Here is a 17,053-nt window from a genome sequence, read left to right as displayed (position 1 = left end):
CGGTCCCTCCGTCCGGGGCGCTGATTTCCCCGCAGACCATAGGCCGTCCAATCCGTTAATCGTGACTTAATCGGGCCGAAAAAACATCCTCAAGTTGAGGGATTTTCGCCTGCGTGCGTCAAAAGTGCGAAGAAAAATCCGTCTCCGCCCTGGATCGGGCCGAAACGGCGCTGCGCGCGGCAGGTCCAGCCGGGATGGCGGGCCAGGAAAGCCGCGACCTGATCCTCGTTCTCCTGGCGCAGGAACGAGCAGGTGACATGCGACAGCCATCCCCCCGGCGCCACCATCCCCGCCGCGCGGTCCAGGATTTCGCCTTGGATCACAAGCAGTTCGGCCAGGCGCGCGGGCGTCAGCGCCCATTTCCCCGCCGGATCGCGCCGCCAACTGCCCGAGCCGGAACAGGGCACGTCACACAGGACCAGATCGAAGGGGCCGTCCGCCTCGGGCCGGTCCGACAGATGCAGCGAGGCCCCGGCGCGGGCGGCCCGGGCGGGCAGGTCGGCCATGCGGCGCGGCGCGGCGTCATGGGCGAAAAGCGTCACCTTCGCCCGCGCCGCCATGGCAAGGCTCTTGCCGCCGCCGCCCGCGCAAAGGTCCAGCACCCGCATGTCGTCCCGCAGGGGCAGCGCCTCGACCACCGCCTGCGAGGCGGCGTCCTGCAACTCGACCAGCCCCTCGGCGAAACTGGCCGAGGCCTGGATCCCCCGCGCGCCCGAGGTGACCTCAAGCGCGAAATCGGCCAGCGGATGCGGGCGGGTCGCGATCCTCTCGTCCGCAAGCCGCGCCGCCGCCGCCGCCCGGTCGATCCGGGCCGCGTTCACCCGCAGGACCACCGGGGCGCGGTGGCGCAGGGCCTCGGCCACGGCGGGAAAATCCGCGCCGAGGGAATCGCGCAGGGGCGCCAGCAGCCAGTCGGGCAGGTCGAGCGCCTCGGCCCCCTCCGGCGGGCGCGGCGCCTCGTCGGGGCCGGGGGACGGCGGCGCATGGGGGCTGCCGTCGAACCATTCCCCCTCCAGCCCCTCCGCCCGCGCAAGGCCCAGGACCAGCGCCCTGCCCGTCGCCTCGCCCGCACGCGCGCCGCCAAGCGCCGCGGCCGAGCGGCGGCGGCGCAGGGCCTGGAACACGATGTCGCGCACCGCCGCCCGGTCGCCCGAGCCGGCATAGCGCGAGGCCCGCGCCCATTCGGTCAGCGCGGCCTCGGCGGGCCTGCCGCCAAGGATGCGCTCAAGCACCCAGATCGCCGCCTGCGCGCGGCCCGCGGGGCGCATCAGCGCGTCCCGCCCGGACGGTCGGACACGGCAGACACCGCCTCAGCCCACGCGATAGTTCGGGCTTTCGCGGGTGATCTGCACGTCATGGACATGGCTTTCCTTCAGCCCGGCCCCGGTGATCCGCACGAAACCGCAATTCTTGCGCATCTCGGCCACGGTGGCATTGCCGGTATAGCCCATGGCGGCGCGCAGCCCCCCCACCATCTGGTGCAGCACCGTCGCGACCGAGCCCTTGTAGGGCACCTGACCCTCGATCCCCTCGGGGACCAGCTTTTCGGCGGCGGCATCCTTCTGGAAATAGCGGTCGGCCGAGCCGCGCGCCATGGCGCCAAGGCTGCCCATGCCGCGATAGCTCTTGAACGAGCGGCCATTCCACAAGATCACCTCGCCCGGGCTTTCGTCGGTGCCCGCGATGGCCGATCCGACCATGGCGCAGGATGCCCCCGCCGCGATCGCCTTGGCGAAATCGCCGGAATATTTGATGCCGCCATCGGCGATCACCGGCACGTCCCCCGCCGCCCCGGCGGCATCCATGATCGCGGTCAGTTGCGGCACGCCGACGCCCGCGACGATCCGCGTGGTGCAGATCGAGCCCGGGCCGATGCCCACCTTGACCGCATCCGCCCCCGCCGCGATCAGGGCGCGGGTGGCCTCGGCCGTCGCCACGTTGCCCGCGACCACCTGCACCGAATTCGAGAAATTCTTGATCCGCTCCACCGCCATGGCGACGCCCTCGCTATGGCCATGGGCGGTGTCGATCACCACCATGTCGACCCCGGCCTGGATCAGCGCTTTTGAGCGTTCGAACCCGTCGTTGCCGACGGTCGAGGCCGCCGCGACCCGCAGCCGCCCCAGCTCGTCCTTGCAGGCCTGGGGGTTGAGCACCGATTGCTCGGTATCCTTCAGGGTCAGCAAGCCGGTGAGCTTGCCAGCGCCGTCGGTGACCAGAAGCTTCTCGATCCGGCGCGCCTTCATCAGGCTGATCGCCTGTTCGCGGTCCACCGGCTCGTGCAGCAGGGCGAGGTTCTCCGAGGTCATCATCACCGAGACCGGCGTGCGGTCGTCCGAGGCGAAGCGCATGTCGCGGTTGGTGACGATGCCGACGACGCGGCCGTCGCCGTCGACCACCGGAAAGCCGGTGATGTTGTAGCGCTCCATCAAGGCCTTGGCGTCGGAGAGCGTCTGGTCCGGGCGCAGGGTGATCGGCGCATAGACCACGCCGGATTCGAACCTTTTCACCCGGCTGACCTCGCGCGCCTGCGCCTCGATGTCCAGATTGCGGTGGATCACCCCGATGCCCCCCGACTGGGCCATGGCGATGGCCATGCGCGCCTCGGTCACCGTGTCCATCGCGCTCGACAGCAGCGGGATGTTCATGCGGATCGAGCGGGTGACGAAGGTGGCGGTATCCGCCGTCCCCGGCAGGACCGAACTGGCGGCGGGAACCAGAAGCACGTCGTCGAAGGTGAGCGCCTCACGAATCTCCATGGGAATCTCCTCGGGGATGATCGTTTGGCGGTTCCCTGTTTCACCAACCCGGCCCGCGCGCAAGAGGAAACGCCCCGGGTCGCGGCGGAAATCGCAGCCCCCACCCGCGCGACCTTGCCCACGAGCGCCGACCCGGGGCCAACACGCAAAGGCTGTTGTGGGGGCCTGTCGTGGGGGGTCGTGCGGCGAGCCTTCCCCCGGACCTCGGACCCCGCCTTGCCCACAAGCCCGGCCCCAGGTTCCATATCGGCGCCTTCCCCCCAGGTCGACTGCCCGAGCCGACCGGCGGGCGGCCGCCCGCGCCCGCCGTCCCTCCAACCATCGGGCCCGACTCGCCGATCGGCACGGCTTGCATAGCCGCCAGGCCCGTGCTGTCTGGCGCGGTGCCCCCCCGAAGCCGGAGCCGTGCCATGCGCGTCGCCATCGTCGAGAACACCGCCATCACCCATCACGGCCAGATCGGCGTCGCGCTGCACGAGCGCGCGGCGAAGATCGACCTTCACAAGCCCTTTCGCGGCGAGCCCCTGCCCCCGGCGCGCGCCCAGGCCGATGCGCTGGTGGTCTTCGGCGGCGAGCAATCGGCGCGCGACGATGCCTCGCACCCCTATCTTCCGGCGCTGGCCGACCTGATCCGCGCCTATGTCGCGCAGGACCTTCCGGTGCTGGGGATCTGCCTTGGCGCGCAGGTGATGGCGCGGGCCTTCGGGGCGACGAACCACCTTGGCACCGCGCGCGAATTCGGCTGGTGCGACGTCACCCTGACCGAGGCCGGGCGCGCCGATCCGCTCTTCGCCGCGCAGCCCGCGGTCTTCCCGATCTTCCAGTGGCATTCCGATACGTTCAGCCTGCCCGAGGGCGCGGTCCATCTGGCGCAAAGCCCGGTCGCGAGCGCCCAGGCCTTCCGCATCGGCCGCGCGGGCTATGCGACCCGGTTCCATTTCGAGGCCTCACGCGCCGTGGTCGCGGACTGGAGCCGGGAGTTTCCCGAACTGACCGAGGCCAATGCCCCGGGCTGGCACCGGGCGCTGCCCGGGCTGGCCGCCACGCGGGGCGCCGAGGCCGATGGCCATGGCCTCGCGCTGGCGCGGGCCTGGGTCGGGCTGATCTGAACCCGGGGCCCCGGCGCCCGACCGCCAGCGCCCCGACCGCCCGCCTCAGCCGCTTGCGGCGGCCAGCGCCTCGGACCAGGCCGCGCAGCCGGTCAGGGCGGCGAAATCGTCCTCGATCAGGGTCACGCCGAAATGGTGCCGCAACAGATCGACGCGGCGAAGGTCGCGAAACCCCTCGGCCAGGCCGAAGCGGACCAGATGCGGCGCCATGGCCCGCGCCATGCCGCCGATCAGGTAGATCCCGCCGAAGGGCAGATGGATCAGCGCGAGATCGGCCAGAACCTGGCCCAGGATCCGGGTATAGGCCCTGGCCGCGGCGATCGCCACCGGATCACCCGCCGCCAGAGCCGCCAGCACCCCGGCCGATTGCAGCGCCGGGCCCTCCACACCGGATTCCACTCGCGCCTCATCGGCGGCGAAGGCATGCAGCATGGCAAGGCCGCGCCCCGAGAGCACCTCTTCGATGCCGCAATGGACCGGCGCGCCCTGCCCGGCCAGCCGCGCCTCGACGAAGCGCAGAAGGCGCAGGTCGGCCTCCTGCCGCACCGGCATGTTCACATGCCCGCATTCCGAGGCCGGGACCACCCGCCCCGCCCCCCTGCCATGCACCGGCGCGGCATTGACCCCGGTGCCCAGGCCAAGGACCAGCATCGCGCCCGCATGCCCCCCGCCGGAAGCCGTGCCCGAGGCCGGAGCGGGAACCAGCGGGCGCAGGTTCTCGGCCGCGATATGGCCAAGCGCATGGCCCTGGGCCTGAAGGTCGTTCAACACCTCGACCCGCCGCGCGCCGGTGGCGTCGCGCAGCAGGTCGGCGCCGATCACCCAGTCGAGATTGGTCATCCGCGCCACGCCGTCGCGCACGGGGCCTGCGGCGGCGACGCAGACCGTCTCGGGCCGCAGGCCGGCATGGGGCGCCAGATAGTCGCGCAGGATCGCGCCGATGTCCTGCCCCCGCGCGGCGTAACCGGCATTGGCGAAACGCCGCAGCGTCGCGGTCTGGACCCGCCCGCCCTCGGCCAGCGCGACCCTCGTATTGGTGCCGCCGATATCGGCCAGAACCGCCAGCGCCATATGCCGCCCCTCCGCATTCGCCCGAGCGGCGCAGAATGGCGCGCCGCAACCCGGGGATAAGGGGCTTTCGGGCCGCACCGCAAGCCCCGTCAAGCTCCAGGTCGCTCCCGCGTGCGCGGCCCCTCTCAGCCACCCGCCCGCCGCCGCTGCAGCATTATGCTGCAAGCGCATAATATCCTTAGGGTTTGACAGCCCCCCCGCTCCGGGCCATCGTTTCCGCATTCGAGCGGCCGGACCGATTCCCGCGCCCCGGAAGCCCCCCCCCCGAAGGCGGGAGGACGCCACCGGGACGCGCCTTTCAGGCGCAGCGGGCGACACCGCGGGGATCGCGCGCCCCCGAGAGGGGAAGCGGCGCGCGGCGCCTTCTCCGGCCGATCCGGTATCCTGCCCGCAAGGCGCGGGCAAAGGGGGAGGTTGAGGATGAAACGAGATCTGACGACGGGACGGGTCCGTCCTTCGATGGGGCCTGTCCGCCCCTCGCGCAGGGCCCGGGCGACCGGCAGGGGCGGGATCGGCGCGCTCGCCATCGGCGCGGGGATGCTCGGCGCGGCCCTGGCACCCCTGCCCGCCGCCGCGCAGGATCTGCTGTTTCCCCCCGGCGAGGGCGACTTCAACTGGCAAAGCCATGAAGATTTCGCCGCCGCGCACGACCTTTCCGGCCAGAGCCTGACCATCTTCGGCCCCTGGCGCGGCGAGGATCAGGTGCTGTTCGAGGCGGTCTACGCCTATTTCGAGGCCGCGACCGGGGCGACGATCCGCTATTCCTCGTCCGAGAACTACGAGCAGCAGATCGTCATCGACACCGCCGCCGGAAGCCCGCCCGACATCGCCATCCTGCCCCAGCCCGGCCTGATCGCCGAACTGGTGCGCAAGGGCCAGGTCGCCCCCCTTGGCGAGGACACAAGCGCCTGGCTTGAAGAGAACTACGCCGCGGGCGAAAGCTGGGTCGGGCTTGGCTCTTTCGCCGGGCCCGACGGCGCATCGGCGCTTTACGGCTTTCCCTACAAGATCGACGTGAAATCCCTGGTCTGGTATGTGCCGGAGAATTTCGAGGATGCGGGCTACGAGGTGCCCGGGACGCTCGAAGACCTCAAGGCGCTGACCGAGAGGATCGTCGAGGACGGCGGCACGCCATGGTGCATCGGGCTGGGATCGGGCGGCGCCACCGGCTGGCCCGCGACCGACTGGGTCGAGGACATGATGCTGCGCGTCCAGCCGCCCGAGGTCTACGACCAATGGGTCAGCCACGAGATCCCCTTCAACGATCCCCGCGTGGTCGAGGCGATCGAGGAATTCGGCTGGTTCGCCCGGAACGACGCTTTCGTCGCCGGGGGCAGCGCCGCCGTCGCCTCGACCGATTTCCGCGACAGCCCCAAGGGGCTGTTCTCCTCGCCGCCGCAATGCTACCTGCACCATCAGGCCTCGTTCATCCCCTCGTTCTTCCCCGAGGGGACCGAGCTGGGGGTGGATGCCGATTTCTTCTATTTCCCCTCCTATGCAGGCAGGGATCTGGGCAATCCGGTGCTGGGGGCCGGGACGCTGGTGATGATCACCCGCGAGACCGAGGCCTCGCGCGCCTTCATCGAATGGCTGAAGACCCCGATCGCGCATGAGGTCTGGATGGCGCAATCGAGCTTCCTGACCCCGTTCAAGGGCGCAAGCCTCGACAGCTACGCCTCGGAGGCCGCGCGCAAGCAGGGCGAGATCCTGCTCGATTCCACCACCTTCCGCTTCGACGCCTCGGACCTGATGCCGGGCGCGGTGGGGGCGGGCAGCTTCTGGACCGGCATGGTCGATTATGTCGGCGGCCGTTCGGCCCAGGCGGTGGCCGATGCCATCGAGGCCGGCTGGCCGAAGTAAGCCCCCCGAGGTAAGCCGTCCGAGTAAGCCTACAGGGTAAGTCTCCAGGGTAAGCCCCCCGCGCCCGGCACCGCGACGCCGGGCGCACCGAGCCCCGGGGCGGGCCCGCCCGCCCCCCGCGCAGGCCGGACACCGAGCCCAAGCCCCGGCCCCCCGAGCCCCGAGCCCCGAGCCCCGAGGCCCGAACAAGCCCGGGCCAGAACGACGGGCCAGAACGAAAGGACCGCCATGCATCCCGCCCTTCAGGCCGCCACGGTGATCGCGCTCGGCGTGGGCGGCTGCATCGGCTATTTCTGGCTGGCGAATGCGCTGCTCGACCGGGTGGTGTTTCCCGCGCGCGGGCCGCAGGCGGGGCGCAACATCGCCAGGGCCCAGGCGGTGCGGCCCTGGCTTTTCCTGTTTCCGGCGCTGTTCTTCCTGTGCCTCTATCTGGCCTGGCCGGTGCTGGCGACGCTGATCCTGTCCCTGCAGGGGCGCGACGGCGGCTTCGTCGGGCTGGCGAATTACGCCGCCATGGCCTCCGAGCCGAAATTCCGCGAATCCTTCCTCAACAACATGCTGTGGCTGATCGTGGTGCCCGCCGCCTCGACCGCCATCGGCCTGCTGGCGGCGCAGCTCACCGACCGGATCCGCTGGGGCAACCTGGCGAAATCGCTGATCTTCATGCCGATGGCGATCTCTTTCGTCGGCGCCAGCGTGATCTGGAAGCTGGTCTACGACGCGCGCGAGGCCAGCCTGCCGCAGATCGGCCTCTTGAACGCGATCTGGCTGCGGTTCGAGGGCGGGGCGGGGTCGTGGCTGTTCCTGCGCCTGCTGCCCGCGCTTGGCGTGGCGGCGCTGGTGCTGGGGCTGGGCTGGCTGGCGTGGCGCGGCCTGCGCGGGATGGCGCGCGCCCCGGACCTGCATATCTCGGGCCTGCGCGCGCGGGCGGCGCGGCTGGCCGGAATCGCGGCGGCGGCGGCGCTGGCCCTGGCGCTTGCGGGCTGGCTTCCGGCGATACTGACGCGCGAGTTGCCCTATGGCCAGCCGCAGATCTGGTTGCAGAAACCGTTCTGGAACTCGTTCTTCCTGATGGCGGTGCTGGTCTGGATCCAGACCGGCTTTGCCATGGTGATCCTTTCCGCCGCGATCCGGGGCGTCCCCGAGGACACGATCGAGGCCGCGATCCTGGACGGCGCCAATCCGTTCCAGATCTTCTTCCAGATCAAGGTGCCGCAGATCCTGTCGACCATCGTCGTGGTCTGGACCACGATCACCATCACCGTGCTGAAGGTCTTCGACATCGTGCTTGCCATGACCAACGGCCAGTGGGAGACGCAGGTGCTGGCCAATTACATGTATGACAAGTTCTTCCGCGCCTTCGACCAGGGCATGGGATCGGCGGCGGCCATGGTGATCATGGCGCTGGTGACGCCGATCCTGGTCTGGAACGTGTGGAACGCGCGCCGCGAGATGCGCTGAGGAGAGGGCGAAGATGGAACATGTCGTCGGCCGCAGGCCCCTTCTTTCCTGGATCGTGCATCTTTCGGTGGCGGCGCTGGTGGTGCTGTGGGTGGTGCCGGTCGTGGGGCTTCTGGTGTCGTCGTTCCGCAGCTCGGACCAGATCACCGCCTCGGGCTGGTGGCGCGCCCTCACCACGCAGGAGGCGCAGCTTCCCGCCATCCGCCTTGCCGGGACCGAGGTGGAGCGCGACGGGCTTTTCGTGATCGAGGGGCGGCTGTTCGCCGCCGAGGGCGCCCGGATCAGCCGCTGGGGCAGTTCCTCGCGCGCGCCCGAGGCCTATGCGGCGGGCGAGACCGCCCCCCTTTCCGAGGGGATGGCGCTGACCGTCGCGGCGGATGGCGGCTTTACCCTGACCTCGGACCGGCCCAGCCAGGGCGCAAGGCTGCCGCGGGTCTTCGTCACCGCCTCCACCCCGCCCGAATTCACCACCCGCAACTACCGCAACGTGCTGTTCTCGCCCCTGGCGGGCCAGTCGATCGGCCAGGCCTTCCTCAACACCCTGACCGTGGCGATCCCGGCGACGGTGATCCCGATCCTGGTCGCCGCCTTCGCGGCCTATGCGCTGGCCTGGATGGAGTTTCCCGGCCGCGCGCTGCTGGTGGCCTTCGTGGTGGGGCTCCTGGTGGTGCCCCTGCAACTGGCGCTGATCCCGCTCTTGCAGCTTCACAACGCCGTCGGGATCGGCAAGGGCTATCTGGGGATCTGGCTGGCGCATACCGGCTTTGGCCTGCCGCTGGCGATCTATCTGTTGCGCAACTACATGGTCGGCCTGCCCCGCGACATCATCGAGAACGCCCGCGTCGACGGCGCGACCGAGTTCCAGATCTTCCTTCGCATCATCCTGCCCTTGTCCTTCCCCGCGCTGGCCAGTTTCGCGATCTTCCAGTTCCTCTGGACCTGGAACGACCTTCTGGTGGCGCTGGTCTTTCTGGGCACCGGCAACGACCAGCAGGTGCTGACCGGCAATCTGGTGAACCTGATGGGATCGCGCGGCGGGGATTGGGAGATCCTCTCGGCCTCGGCCTTCGTGTCGATCGCGGTGCCGCTGGCGGTGTTCTTCTCGATGCAGAGATTCCTCGTGCGCGGCCTGCTGGCCGGATCGGTAAAGTGAGACATGACCATGGAAAAGAACCCCGACTGGTGGCGCGGCGCGGTGATCTATCAGATCTATCCCCGCAGCTTCCAGGATTCGAACGGCGACGGCATCGGCGACCTGCCCGGCATCGCCGCGCGGCTGGATCATGTCGCGCGGCTTGGCGCCGATGCGATCTGGATCAGCCCGTTCTTCACCTCGCCGATGAAGGATTTCGGCTATGACGTGTCGGATTACCGCGACGTGGATCCGATGTTCGGCACGCTGGCCGATTTCGACGCGCTGGTGGCGCGGGCGCATGATCTGGGGATCCGCGTCATGATCGACCTGGTGCTGTCGCACAGTTCGGACCGGCATCCCTGGTTCCGCGAAAGCCGGGCCAGCCGCGACAATCCGCGCGCCGACTGGTATGTCTGGGCCGATCCAAGGCCCGACGGCACGCCCCCCACCAACTGGCTGTCGATCTTCGGCGGCTCGGCCTGGGCCTGGGACGCGCGGCGCGAGCAATATTACCTGCACAACTTCCTGGCCAGCCAGCCCGACCTGAACTTCCACAACCCCGAGGTCCAGGCCGCCCTCTTGGAGGCGACCCGCTTCTGGCTGGAGCGCGGCGTGGACGGGTTCCGTCTCGACACCATCAATTTCTACTTCCACGACAAGAACTTGCGCGACAATCCTCCCCTTCCGCCCGAAGAGCGCAACGACCGCACCGCGCCCAAGGTGAACCCCTACAACCACCAGATGCACCTCTTTGACAAGAGCCGCCCGGAAAACCTTGAATTCCTGAGGAAATTCCGATCCGTGCTTGCCCCCTACGGCGCGGCGGCGGTCGGAGAGGTCGGCGATGCCGAGCGCGGGCTCCAGATCATGGCGGAATATACCTCGGGCGGCGACAAGGTGCAGATGTGCTACCCGTTCGAACTGCTGCAACCCGCGCGCGTCAGCGCGGAGGCGCTTGGCCGGACCTTCGCCCAGCTTGCCGCCGAGGCGCCCGACGCCTGGCCGTGCTGGAGCCTTTCGAACCATGACGTGGTGCGCCATGTCACCCGCTGGAACCTGGGCCCCGCCGCCGTGCGAGGCTGGCTGGTGCTGCTCTTGTCGCTGCGCGGCTCGGTCTGCCTCTATCAGGGCGAGGAGCTCGGCCTCCCCGAGGCCGATGTCGCCTTCGAGGATCTGCAGGACCCCTATGGCATCGAATTCTGGCCCGAATTCAAGGGCCGCGACGGCTGCCGCACCCCGATGGCCTGGCGGCGGGACGATGAACAGGCCGGTTTCACCACCGCCGCGCGCGCATGGCTGCCGGTGGCGCCCGCGCATCTGCCGCTTTCGGTCGCCGCGCAGGAGGGCGAGGCCGGATCGCTGCTGGAATTCTACCGCGCCGCCCTGGCCTGGCGCCGCGCCCATCCGATCCTGTCGCAGGGCGGCATGGGGGCGCCGACGGTCTCGGGCGACACATTCGCCTTCACCCGCGAGGGGCCCGGGGGCTCGTGCCTGTTCTGCATCTTCAACCTGGGCGACGATCCGGCGCCGCTCGATTCGCCCGCCGGATCCTGGCGCGACATCGCCGGGGATCTGGGCGGCGTGGCCCCGGGGACGCGCACGCTTCCCGGCTGGGGTTTCGCGATCTGGGCGGGGGCGTGATCCGATGGCCGATCTGAAACTCACGGGCGTCGAAAAGGCCTATGGCGAGGTCAAGGTGCTGTCCGGCATCGACCTTGAGATCACGACCGGCGAACTGGTGGTCTTCGTCGGCCCCTCGGGCTGCGGCAAATCCACCCTTCTGCGCATGATCGCCGGGCTGGAGCGGATCACCGGCGGCACCTTCGAGATCGACGGCCGCCGCATGAACGACGTGCCGCCCGCGCAGCGCGGCATTGCCATGGTGTTCCAGAGCTACGCGCTCTATCCCCATATGACGGTGCGCGACAACATGGGGTTTGCGCTGAAGATCGCGGGCCGCCCGCGCGCCGAGATCGATGCCGCCATCGCCCGCGCCGCCAGGATCTTGCAGCTCGAACCCCTGCTCGACCGGCTGCCCAAGGCGCTTTCGGGCGGCCAGCGCCAGCGCGTGGCGATCGGGCGGGCGATCGTGCGCGATCCCAAGGTCTATCTCTTCGACGAGCCGCTCTCGAACCTGGACGCCGCCCTGCGGGTGGCGACGCGGATCGAGATCGCGCAGTTGAAGGAACAGATGCCGGATTCGACCATGGTCTACGTCACCCACGACCAGGTCGAGGCGATGACCCTGGCCGACCGCATCGTGGTGCTGGCGGGTGGCGGCATCGCCCAGGTCGGCCCGCCCCTGGAGCTTTACGAGCGCCCCCGGAACGAATTCGTCGCGGGCTTCATCGGCTCGCCCGCGATGAACATCGCCCCCGGCAAGGTGGTCGAGACCGGCGCGCGCACCACGGTCGCGCTGGCGCAGGGCGGGCGGGCGGTCTCGCTGGTGCCCAGCCTGCCCGGGGACCTGGGCCGCGCCGTCAACATCGGCGTGCGGCCCGAGGATCTGGCGCCCCGGCCCGAGGCGGAGGAGGCGACCTTCGAGGGCCGCGTCGAGATCACCGAGGCGCTTGGCGAGGTCACGCTGCTCTATCTGGCCCGCGAGGTCTCCGGCCCGCAGGTGGTGGCGAAACTGCCCGGCATCCATCCCGGCCTGCGGCACCAGACCCTGCGCCTCGGCGCCGATCCAGCCAAGGTGCATCTTTTCGCCGACGGCCAGTCGCTGCTCTACCGCTGAGCCGCACGGGCGAGGGCGCCTTCCCCGGGCCTGGGGTCGGCGCGCATGGCAAGCGCCGAGCCGCCCGCGCGTGGTGCCGTCGCCGGAAGCGAGGGCCCGCCCCGCCCGCCTGCCGCATGACGACAACCTCGGGCATCACGCGGGCCGGTCGCGGATGGCGCACCACCCCTCTTCGTGGTGCTCCCCCCACCTCATTGCAACTGCCTCGGACACGGCGGGACTTTGCCGAGAATTCTGGGTCGATGGCCACCCCGCCCCATCTCTTCCTGGTAAGGCCGACGCTCCCCCGCCTCCCGACGACAGCCTAGAACACCAGGAGGCTTTGTCGCGGGTGCTGGATCGGTGGCCAACCCGCCCCACCCTCTTCGTGGTGACGCCGACGCCCCGGCTTCATGGCAACAGCCTCGAACACGACCAGGCTTTGCCGAGGGCGCTGGATCGGTGGCCATCCCGCTCCACCCTCTTCATGGTGACGCCGACGACCCCGCCCAATGGCAACATCGTGATGCCCCCCCGCTCGTGCTTCCACCCGCACCCGCCTGCGCTATCGTGACAGCTCGGGCCCCTCTGTCCCCATCCACCGGCCTCATGACGGCGCGGCCTTGCGCCGATGGGTCGCGGCCCGGAGCCGGGCGGCGCGGCCCGCAGGATCTGGCGCGAAGGCGGTGGAACGGCGTATGAATGCGAAGACGCCCCTCCGACCCAAGCCCCTACCCCCTGCCCGGAAAGACCCCCATGGCGACGCCGCAGATCCGACCCCGCCCCCGCGCCTATCCGCCGCCCGAATTCCCGCCGCGCCGCGAGCGGGCGTTCGCGCGCACGCCCCCGGCGATCTTTCCGCCCATCCTGGGGCTGCTGGGTCTGGCGCTGGCGCTGCGGGCGGGGCTTTCGCGGCTCGACCTGCCGCAGGCGGCGGCGGATCTGCTGGCCGGGCTCGCGCTGCCGCTCTGGGGGTTCGCGCTGTTCGCCATGGCGGCGAAGATCCTGCGCCGCCCCGCCGTCCTGGCCGAGGATCTGCGGGTGATCCCGTCCCGCGCCGGTCTGGCGGCGGCCAGCGCCGGGGGGATGGCGGCGGCGGCGCTGCTCTCGGCCCATGCGCCGCGCGCGGGCGTCGCGCTGCTGGCGCTGTCTTTGGCGCTGCATGCGGGAATCGCGCTTGCGGTGCTGCGGGCGTTACGCACGGCCCCGCCCGAGGCGCGACGGCCCGAGCCGGGCTGGCACCTGGTCCTCTCCGGCTTCATCCTGGGCGGCCCCGCGGCGCTGGCGCTGGACCTGCCGGGGCTTGCGCGCGGGCTTTTCGTCTTCGCGCTGCCGGTGGCCACCACGATCTGGATCGCCTGCCTGGTCGAGGCGCTGCGCCGCCCGCCGCCGCCGCCGCTGCGTCCGGCGCTGGCGATCCACCTGGCCCCCGCGAGCCTTCTGGCCCTGACCGCCGCCGGGCTGGGGTGGAGCACCACGGCCACCCTGATGACCGGGCTGGCGCTTGCGATGCTGGTTGCGATGGCACTCGGGCTGGGCTGGCTGCTGCGAGGGGGCGAGACGCCGCTGCGGGCCGCCTTCGGCTTTCCGCTGGCCGCGACCGCCAGCGCGCTGATCGCGCAGGAGGGCATGACGGCGAGCCTTGGCGTCGGCCTTCTGGGCGTCGCGCTGGTGGTGGTGCCGGTGCTGGGCTGGCAGGTGCTGCGGCGCTGGCCCGGCGGTCGGTTGGCGGCGCTGACCAATGCGGCCCGGGCCTGAGTCTTTGCCCCTGAGTCTTTCGGCCTGAAGCCCGCTGGGCCTGTGGGCCTTCGAAAACGGAAACATCCGGGCCGCAGATCGCCCCGGAGCACAGAGATCGCGGGCACAGAGATCGGGGACCCAGAGATCGGGCGCGAAATCCGGCAAGCGGCGGCCCGGGGATCGCACCCGAAAACAGGCCCTTGAAAACAGGCCCCCCGGGGCAGCTCCACCGCAGCGCAGCTCCACCGCAGAGCCGAGGACCCCGGAGGCGCCGCTCAGCCCGGCAGCCGCTCCTTCATGAAACCGAGCGCCGCGCCCAATCCGTCGGGTGCGATGCCGTGGCCGGTGCCGCGCATGACATGGCCGAAGGTCTCGAACCCCGCCGCGACCAGCGCATTCCCGGCCAGCGACATGTCCTCGAAGGGCACCACCGGATCCTGATCGCCATGGATCAGCAGGACCGGCGGCTTCACCCGCGCCTCCTCGGCCAGGCGCTCGGGGACCAGAAGCCGACCCGAGATCGCGACGATCCCCGCCACTGGCGCAGGCCGACGCGGGCCGATATGCAGGCTCATCATCGCGCCCTGCGAAAAGCCGACCAGCGCCAGCGCCCCGGGCTCCAGCCCCTCGTCGGCCAGGCGGGCGTCGAGGAAGGCGTCGAGATCGCGGGCCGCGGCCAGAAGCCCCTCGCGCGCGGCCTCCTCGGAGGATCCGTCCAGCCAGGGGATCGGGAACCACTGCCGCCCGAAGGGATTGCCGGTGACCCGCTCGGGGGCATCGGGGGCGACGAAGGCCGCGCCGGGCAGATGCGGCGCCAGCACATCGGCCAGGCCCAGAAGATCGGCCCCGTCGGCGCCATAGCCGTGGACGAAGACGACCAGCGAGCGCGCCGCCCCCTGCGCCGCGCCCTTGCGGGCGAATTTCAGCTCTCTCATGCCATGATCCCCTCGCGGCCCTTCTCGATACGGTAGTAGGCCCACAAGACCCGCGCCGCAACCGCCCGCCAGGGCGACCAGCCCTCGGCCAGCGCGCGCAGGCTGCGCTCCGACGGGCGTTCGGGCAGTTGGTAAAGCCGCCGCGCCGCCTCTTGCAGCGCCAGATCGGCGGGGGCGAAGACATCGGCGCGGCCAAGCGCGAACATGGCGTAGATCTGGGCGGTCCAGCGGCCGATCCCCGGCAGGGCGACAAGGGTGGCGATCACCTCTTCGGAGGGCGCGGCGCGCAGGGCGCCGTAGTCCAGCCCCGCCCGGGCCAGCGCCGAGACATAGCGCGCCTTCTGCCGCGACAGCCCCGCGGCGCGCAGATCCGCCTCGCCCGCCAGGGCGGCGGCGGCCTCGTCTGCCAGGCCCGCCGCCTCCAGCCGCGCCCGCAGCGCCCGCGCCGAGGCGACCGAGACCTGCTGGCCCAGGATCGCGTCCCGAAGCGCGGCGAACCCGTCCGCCTGCCGCCGCAGCGGCAACTCGCCGGTCAGGGACAGCGCATGGGCCATGCGCGGATCCGCCGCGGCGAGGAAGGCCGCCCCCTCGACCAGGCAGGCGCCGGTTTCGATGATCCGCTCGTTCACGCGCCCTGCCCCCCGCATCTGCCTTCCCGGGAAGGATCCTGCCCCCAGCCCGGCCAGCGGCGCAAGCCCCGCCCTGAACGCAGGCACGGCCCCGAACGCCGGGAGCGGCGCGGCAACAAGGATGGCTGCGGCAAAGGGCCATGCCCGCCCTGGGCCCCGCAGGCCGGGGAAAACACGGCGCGGGCGTGAACGGCCCTTGCCTCTTCCCCGCTGGAAGGCCTTAGCTGCGCCCCATGGACACGACTCAGCAAATTTCTTCCAATTCGGATACCCGGCGCAATGTGATCGTTCTCGTGATCGCGCAGGCGGTGCTTGGCGCGCAAATGCCCATCGTCTTCACCGTGGCCGGGCTGGCGGGGCAGTCGCTTGCGCCGAACATCTGCTGGGCCACGCTGCCGATCACGCTTTCGGTGCTGGGCTCGATGCTGGCGGCGACGCCGATCTCGGCGGTGATGCAGCGGTTCGGGCGGCGCGCGGGCTTCGCGCTTGGCACGCTGGGGGGCGCGGCGGGGGGGGCCTTCGGCGCCGCCGGGCTGTGGAGCGGCAGCTTCGCCCTGTTCTGCCTTGGCGCCTTCCTGACCGGCATCTACATGAGCGCGCAGGGCTTCTACCGCTTCGCCGCCGCCGACAGCGCCTCGGAGGCCTTCCGCCCCAAGGCGATTTCCTGGGTGATGGCGGGCGGGCTTTTCGCCGCGCTGATCGGGCCGCAGATCGTCAAGCTGACGGCCGAATTGTGGCTGGTCCCCTTCATGGCAAGCTATGCCGCCGTGATGGCGCTGAACCTGATCGGGCCGGTGCTGTTCCTGTTCCTGAAGGTCCCGCCGCCCGAAACCGCGACCGAGGCGGGCGCGCTCCGCGCCGAGAGCGCCCCCCGCTCGCGCCGCGCGCTGCTGCGCGAGCCCGCCATCCTGGTCTCGATCGTCTGCGCCACGGTGTCCTATGCGCTGATGAACCTTGTGATGACCTCGTCTCCGCTGGCGGTGGTGGGCTGCGGCTTCACCAGCGCCAATGCGGCGGATGTGGTCTCGGCCCATGTGCTGGCGATGTATCTGCCCAGCTTCTTCACCGGCCATCTGATCGCCCGCTTCGGCGCCGAGAAGGTGGTGGCGACCGGGCTTTTCATCCTGGCGGGCGCGGGCGCGGTGGCGATGTCGGGGGTGGCGCTCGGCCATTTCTTCGCCGCGCTGGTGCTGCTGGGGCTGGGCTGGAACTTCGGTTTCATCGGCGCCACGGCGATGCTGACGCGCGAGCAGAGGGGGGGCGAGCGCGGACGGCTTCAGGGCCTGAACGACACCATCGTCTTCGGGGGGGTGACGCTGGCCTCGCTGTCCTCGGGCGGGCTGATGAACTGCTCGGGCGGATCGGTGGAACAGGGCTGGCAATTGGTGAACATGGCCATGCTGCCCTTCCTCGTCCTGGCGGGGGGGGCGCTGATCTGGTTCGCCCTGCGCCCGAAAGAGACGCGATAGCGCGGACTACCAGCGCCCCGAGAACGCCTGCCACAAGAGCCCGCCGCGGCGCGAGAATTCCGACGCCGCCAGCCCGCCCGTCGCCACCGCGCCGGGCATGCGCCGCGCAAGACGCAAAAGCGCCGCCGTCTGCCAGCCCGCCAGCAGCGCGGGCCGCGCAGCCGCAGGC

General features: G+C 70.8%; 13 protein-coding genes. 8 read left to right on the top strand and 5 right to left on the bottom strand.

What is annotated here, in order from left to right:
* Window positions 1–89: 89 nt before the first annotated feature.
* A complete protein-coding gene (locus ABNX41_RS19320; RefSeq protein WP_438671330.1) occupies window positions 90–1,268 on the bottom strand; it encodes an RsmB/NOP family class I SAM-dependent RNA methyltransferase in 1,179 nt (392 codons plus the stop codon).
* A gap of 42 nt (window positions 1,269–1,310) precedes the next feature.
* Window positions 1,311–2,759, bottom strand: a complete 1,449-nt coding sequence (gene guaB / locus ABNX41_RS19315; protein ID WP_438671329.1) for an IMP dehydrogenase — start codon at window positions 2,757–2,759, stop codon at window positions 1,311–1,313.
* 410 nt (window positions 2,760–3,169) lie between these two features.
* Between guaB and ABNX41_RS19310 the strand changes: the two genes are divergently transcribed.
* On the top strand, window positions 3,170–3,868 hold the full coding sequence (locus ABNX41_RS19310) for a type 1 glutamine amidotransferase (protein WP_438671328.1): 699 nt from the start codon (window positions 3,170–3,172) through the stop codon (window positions 3,866–3,868).
* Window positions 3,869–3,913: 45 nt separating this feature from the next.
* Here the strand turns inward: ABNX41_RS19310 and ABNX41_RS19305 are convergent, their stop codons facing one another.
* Complete coding sequence (locus ABNX41_RS19305) at window positions 3,914–4,939, bottom strand: glucokinase (RefSeq protein WP_438671327.1); 1,026 nt, start codon at window positions 4,937–4,939, stop codon at window positions 3,914–3,916.
* Between the two features lie 537 nt (window positions 4,940–5,476).
* On the opposite strand from ABNX41_RS19305, the gene ABNX41_RS19300 reads away from it, so the two are divergent.
* From ABNX41_RS19300 to ABNX41_RS19275, 6 genes are all read left to right on the top strand, one after another.
* The gene (locus ABNX41_RS19300; RefSeq protein ID WP_438671347.1) at window positions 5,477–6,799 is read left to right on the top strand and encodes an ABC transporter substrate-binding protein; all 1,323 of its coding nucleotides are present in this window, start codon (window positions 5,477–5,479) and stop codon (window positions 6,797–6,799) included.
* Window positions 6,800–7,027: 228 nt separating this feature from the next.
* Window positions 7,028–8,260 (top strand): carbohydrate ABC transporter permease, encoded by a 1,233-nt coding sequence (locus ABNX41_RS19295; RefSeq protein WP_438671326.1) that lies wholly within the window; start codon window positions 7,028–7,030, stop codon window positions 8,258–8,260.
* 13 nt (window positions 8,261–8,273) lie between these two features.
* Window positions 8,274–9,413 carry a carbohydrate ABC transporter permease gene (locus tag ABNX41_RS19290; RefSeq protein ID WP_438671325.1) on the top strand — a complete coding sequence of 380 codons (1,140 nt, stop codon included), beginning with the start codon at window positions 8,274–8,276 and terminating at the stop codon, window positions 9,411–9,413.
* Between the two features lie 9 nt (window positions 9,414–9,422).
* A complete protein-coding gene (locus ABNX41_RS19285) occupies window positions 9,423–11,036 on the top strand; it encodes an alpha-amylase family glycosyl hydrolase (protein WP_438671346.1) in 1,614 nt (537 codons plus the stop codon).
* 4 nt (window positions 11,037–11,040) lie between these two features.
* Window positions 11,041–12,132, top strand: coding sequence for an ABC transporter ATP-binding protein (locus ABNX41_RS19280; RefSeq protein WP_438671324.1), 1,092 nt, complete (start codon window positions 11,041–11,043; stop codon window positions 12,130–12,132).
* Between the two features lie 735 nt (window positions 12,133–12,867).
* Window positions 12,868–13,869: an SLAC1 family transporter gene (locus ABNX41_RS19275; protein WP_438671323.1), complete on the top strand. Its 1,002-nt coding sequence runs from the start codon at window positions 12,868–12,870 to the stop codon at window positions 13,867–13,869.
* A 257-nt stretch (window positions 13,870–14,126) separates the two neighbouring features.
* Here the strand turns inward: ABNX41_RS19275 and ABNX41_RS19270 are convergent, their stop codons facing one another.
* Together ABNX41_RS19270 and ABNX41_RS19265 are read right to left on the bottom strand one after the other, a co-directional pair.
* Entirely contained in the window at window positions 14,127–14,786 is a 660-nt protein-coding gene (locus ABNX41_RS19270; RefSeq protein WP_438671322.1) for an alpha/beta hydrolase, read from the bottom strand.
* Window positions 14,783–15,433, bottom strand: a complete 651-nt coding sequence (locus ABNX41_RS19265) for a DNA-3-methyladenine glycosylase family protein (RefSeq protein WP_438671321.1) — start codon at window positions 15,431–15,433, stop codon at window positions 14,783–14,785. The genes ABNX41_RS19270 and ABNX41_RS19265 overlap by 4 nt, the downstream gene beginning before the upstream one ends.
* 215 nt (window positions 15,434–15,648) lie before the next feature.
* Here ABNX41_RS19265 and ABNX41_RS19260 point away from each other — a divergent pair, with 215 nt between their 5' ends.
* A complete protein-coding gene (locus tag ABNX41_RS19260) occupies window positions 15,649–16,884 on the top strand; it encodes an MFS transporter (RefSeq protein ID WP_438671320.1) in 1,236 nt (411 codons plus the stop codon).
* Window positions 16,885–17,053: the final 169 nt, after the last annotated feature.

The organism is Pseudogemmobacter sonorensis, from assembly GCF_042762395.1.
GTDB lineage: Bacteria > Pseudomonadota > Alphaproteobacteria > Rhodobacterales > Rhodobacteraceae > Pseudogemmobacter > Pseudogemmobacter sonorensis.
The sequence above is the reverse complement of the archived record's forward strand: the minus strand, read 5'-3'. Positions and strand labels throughout refer to the sequence as shown.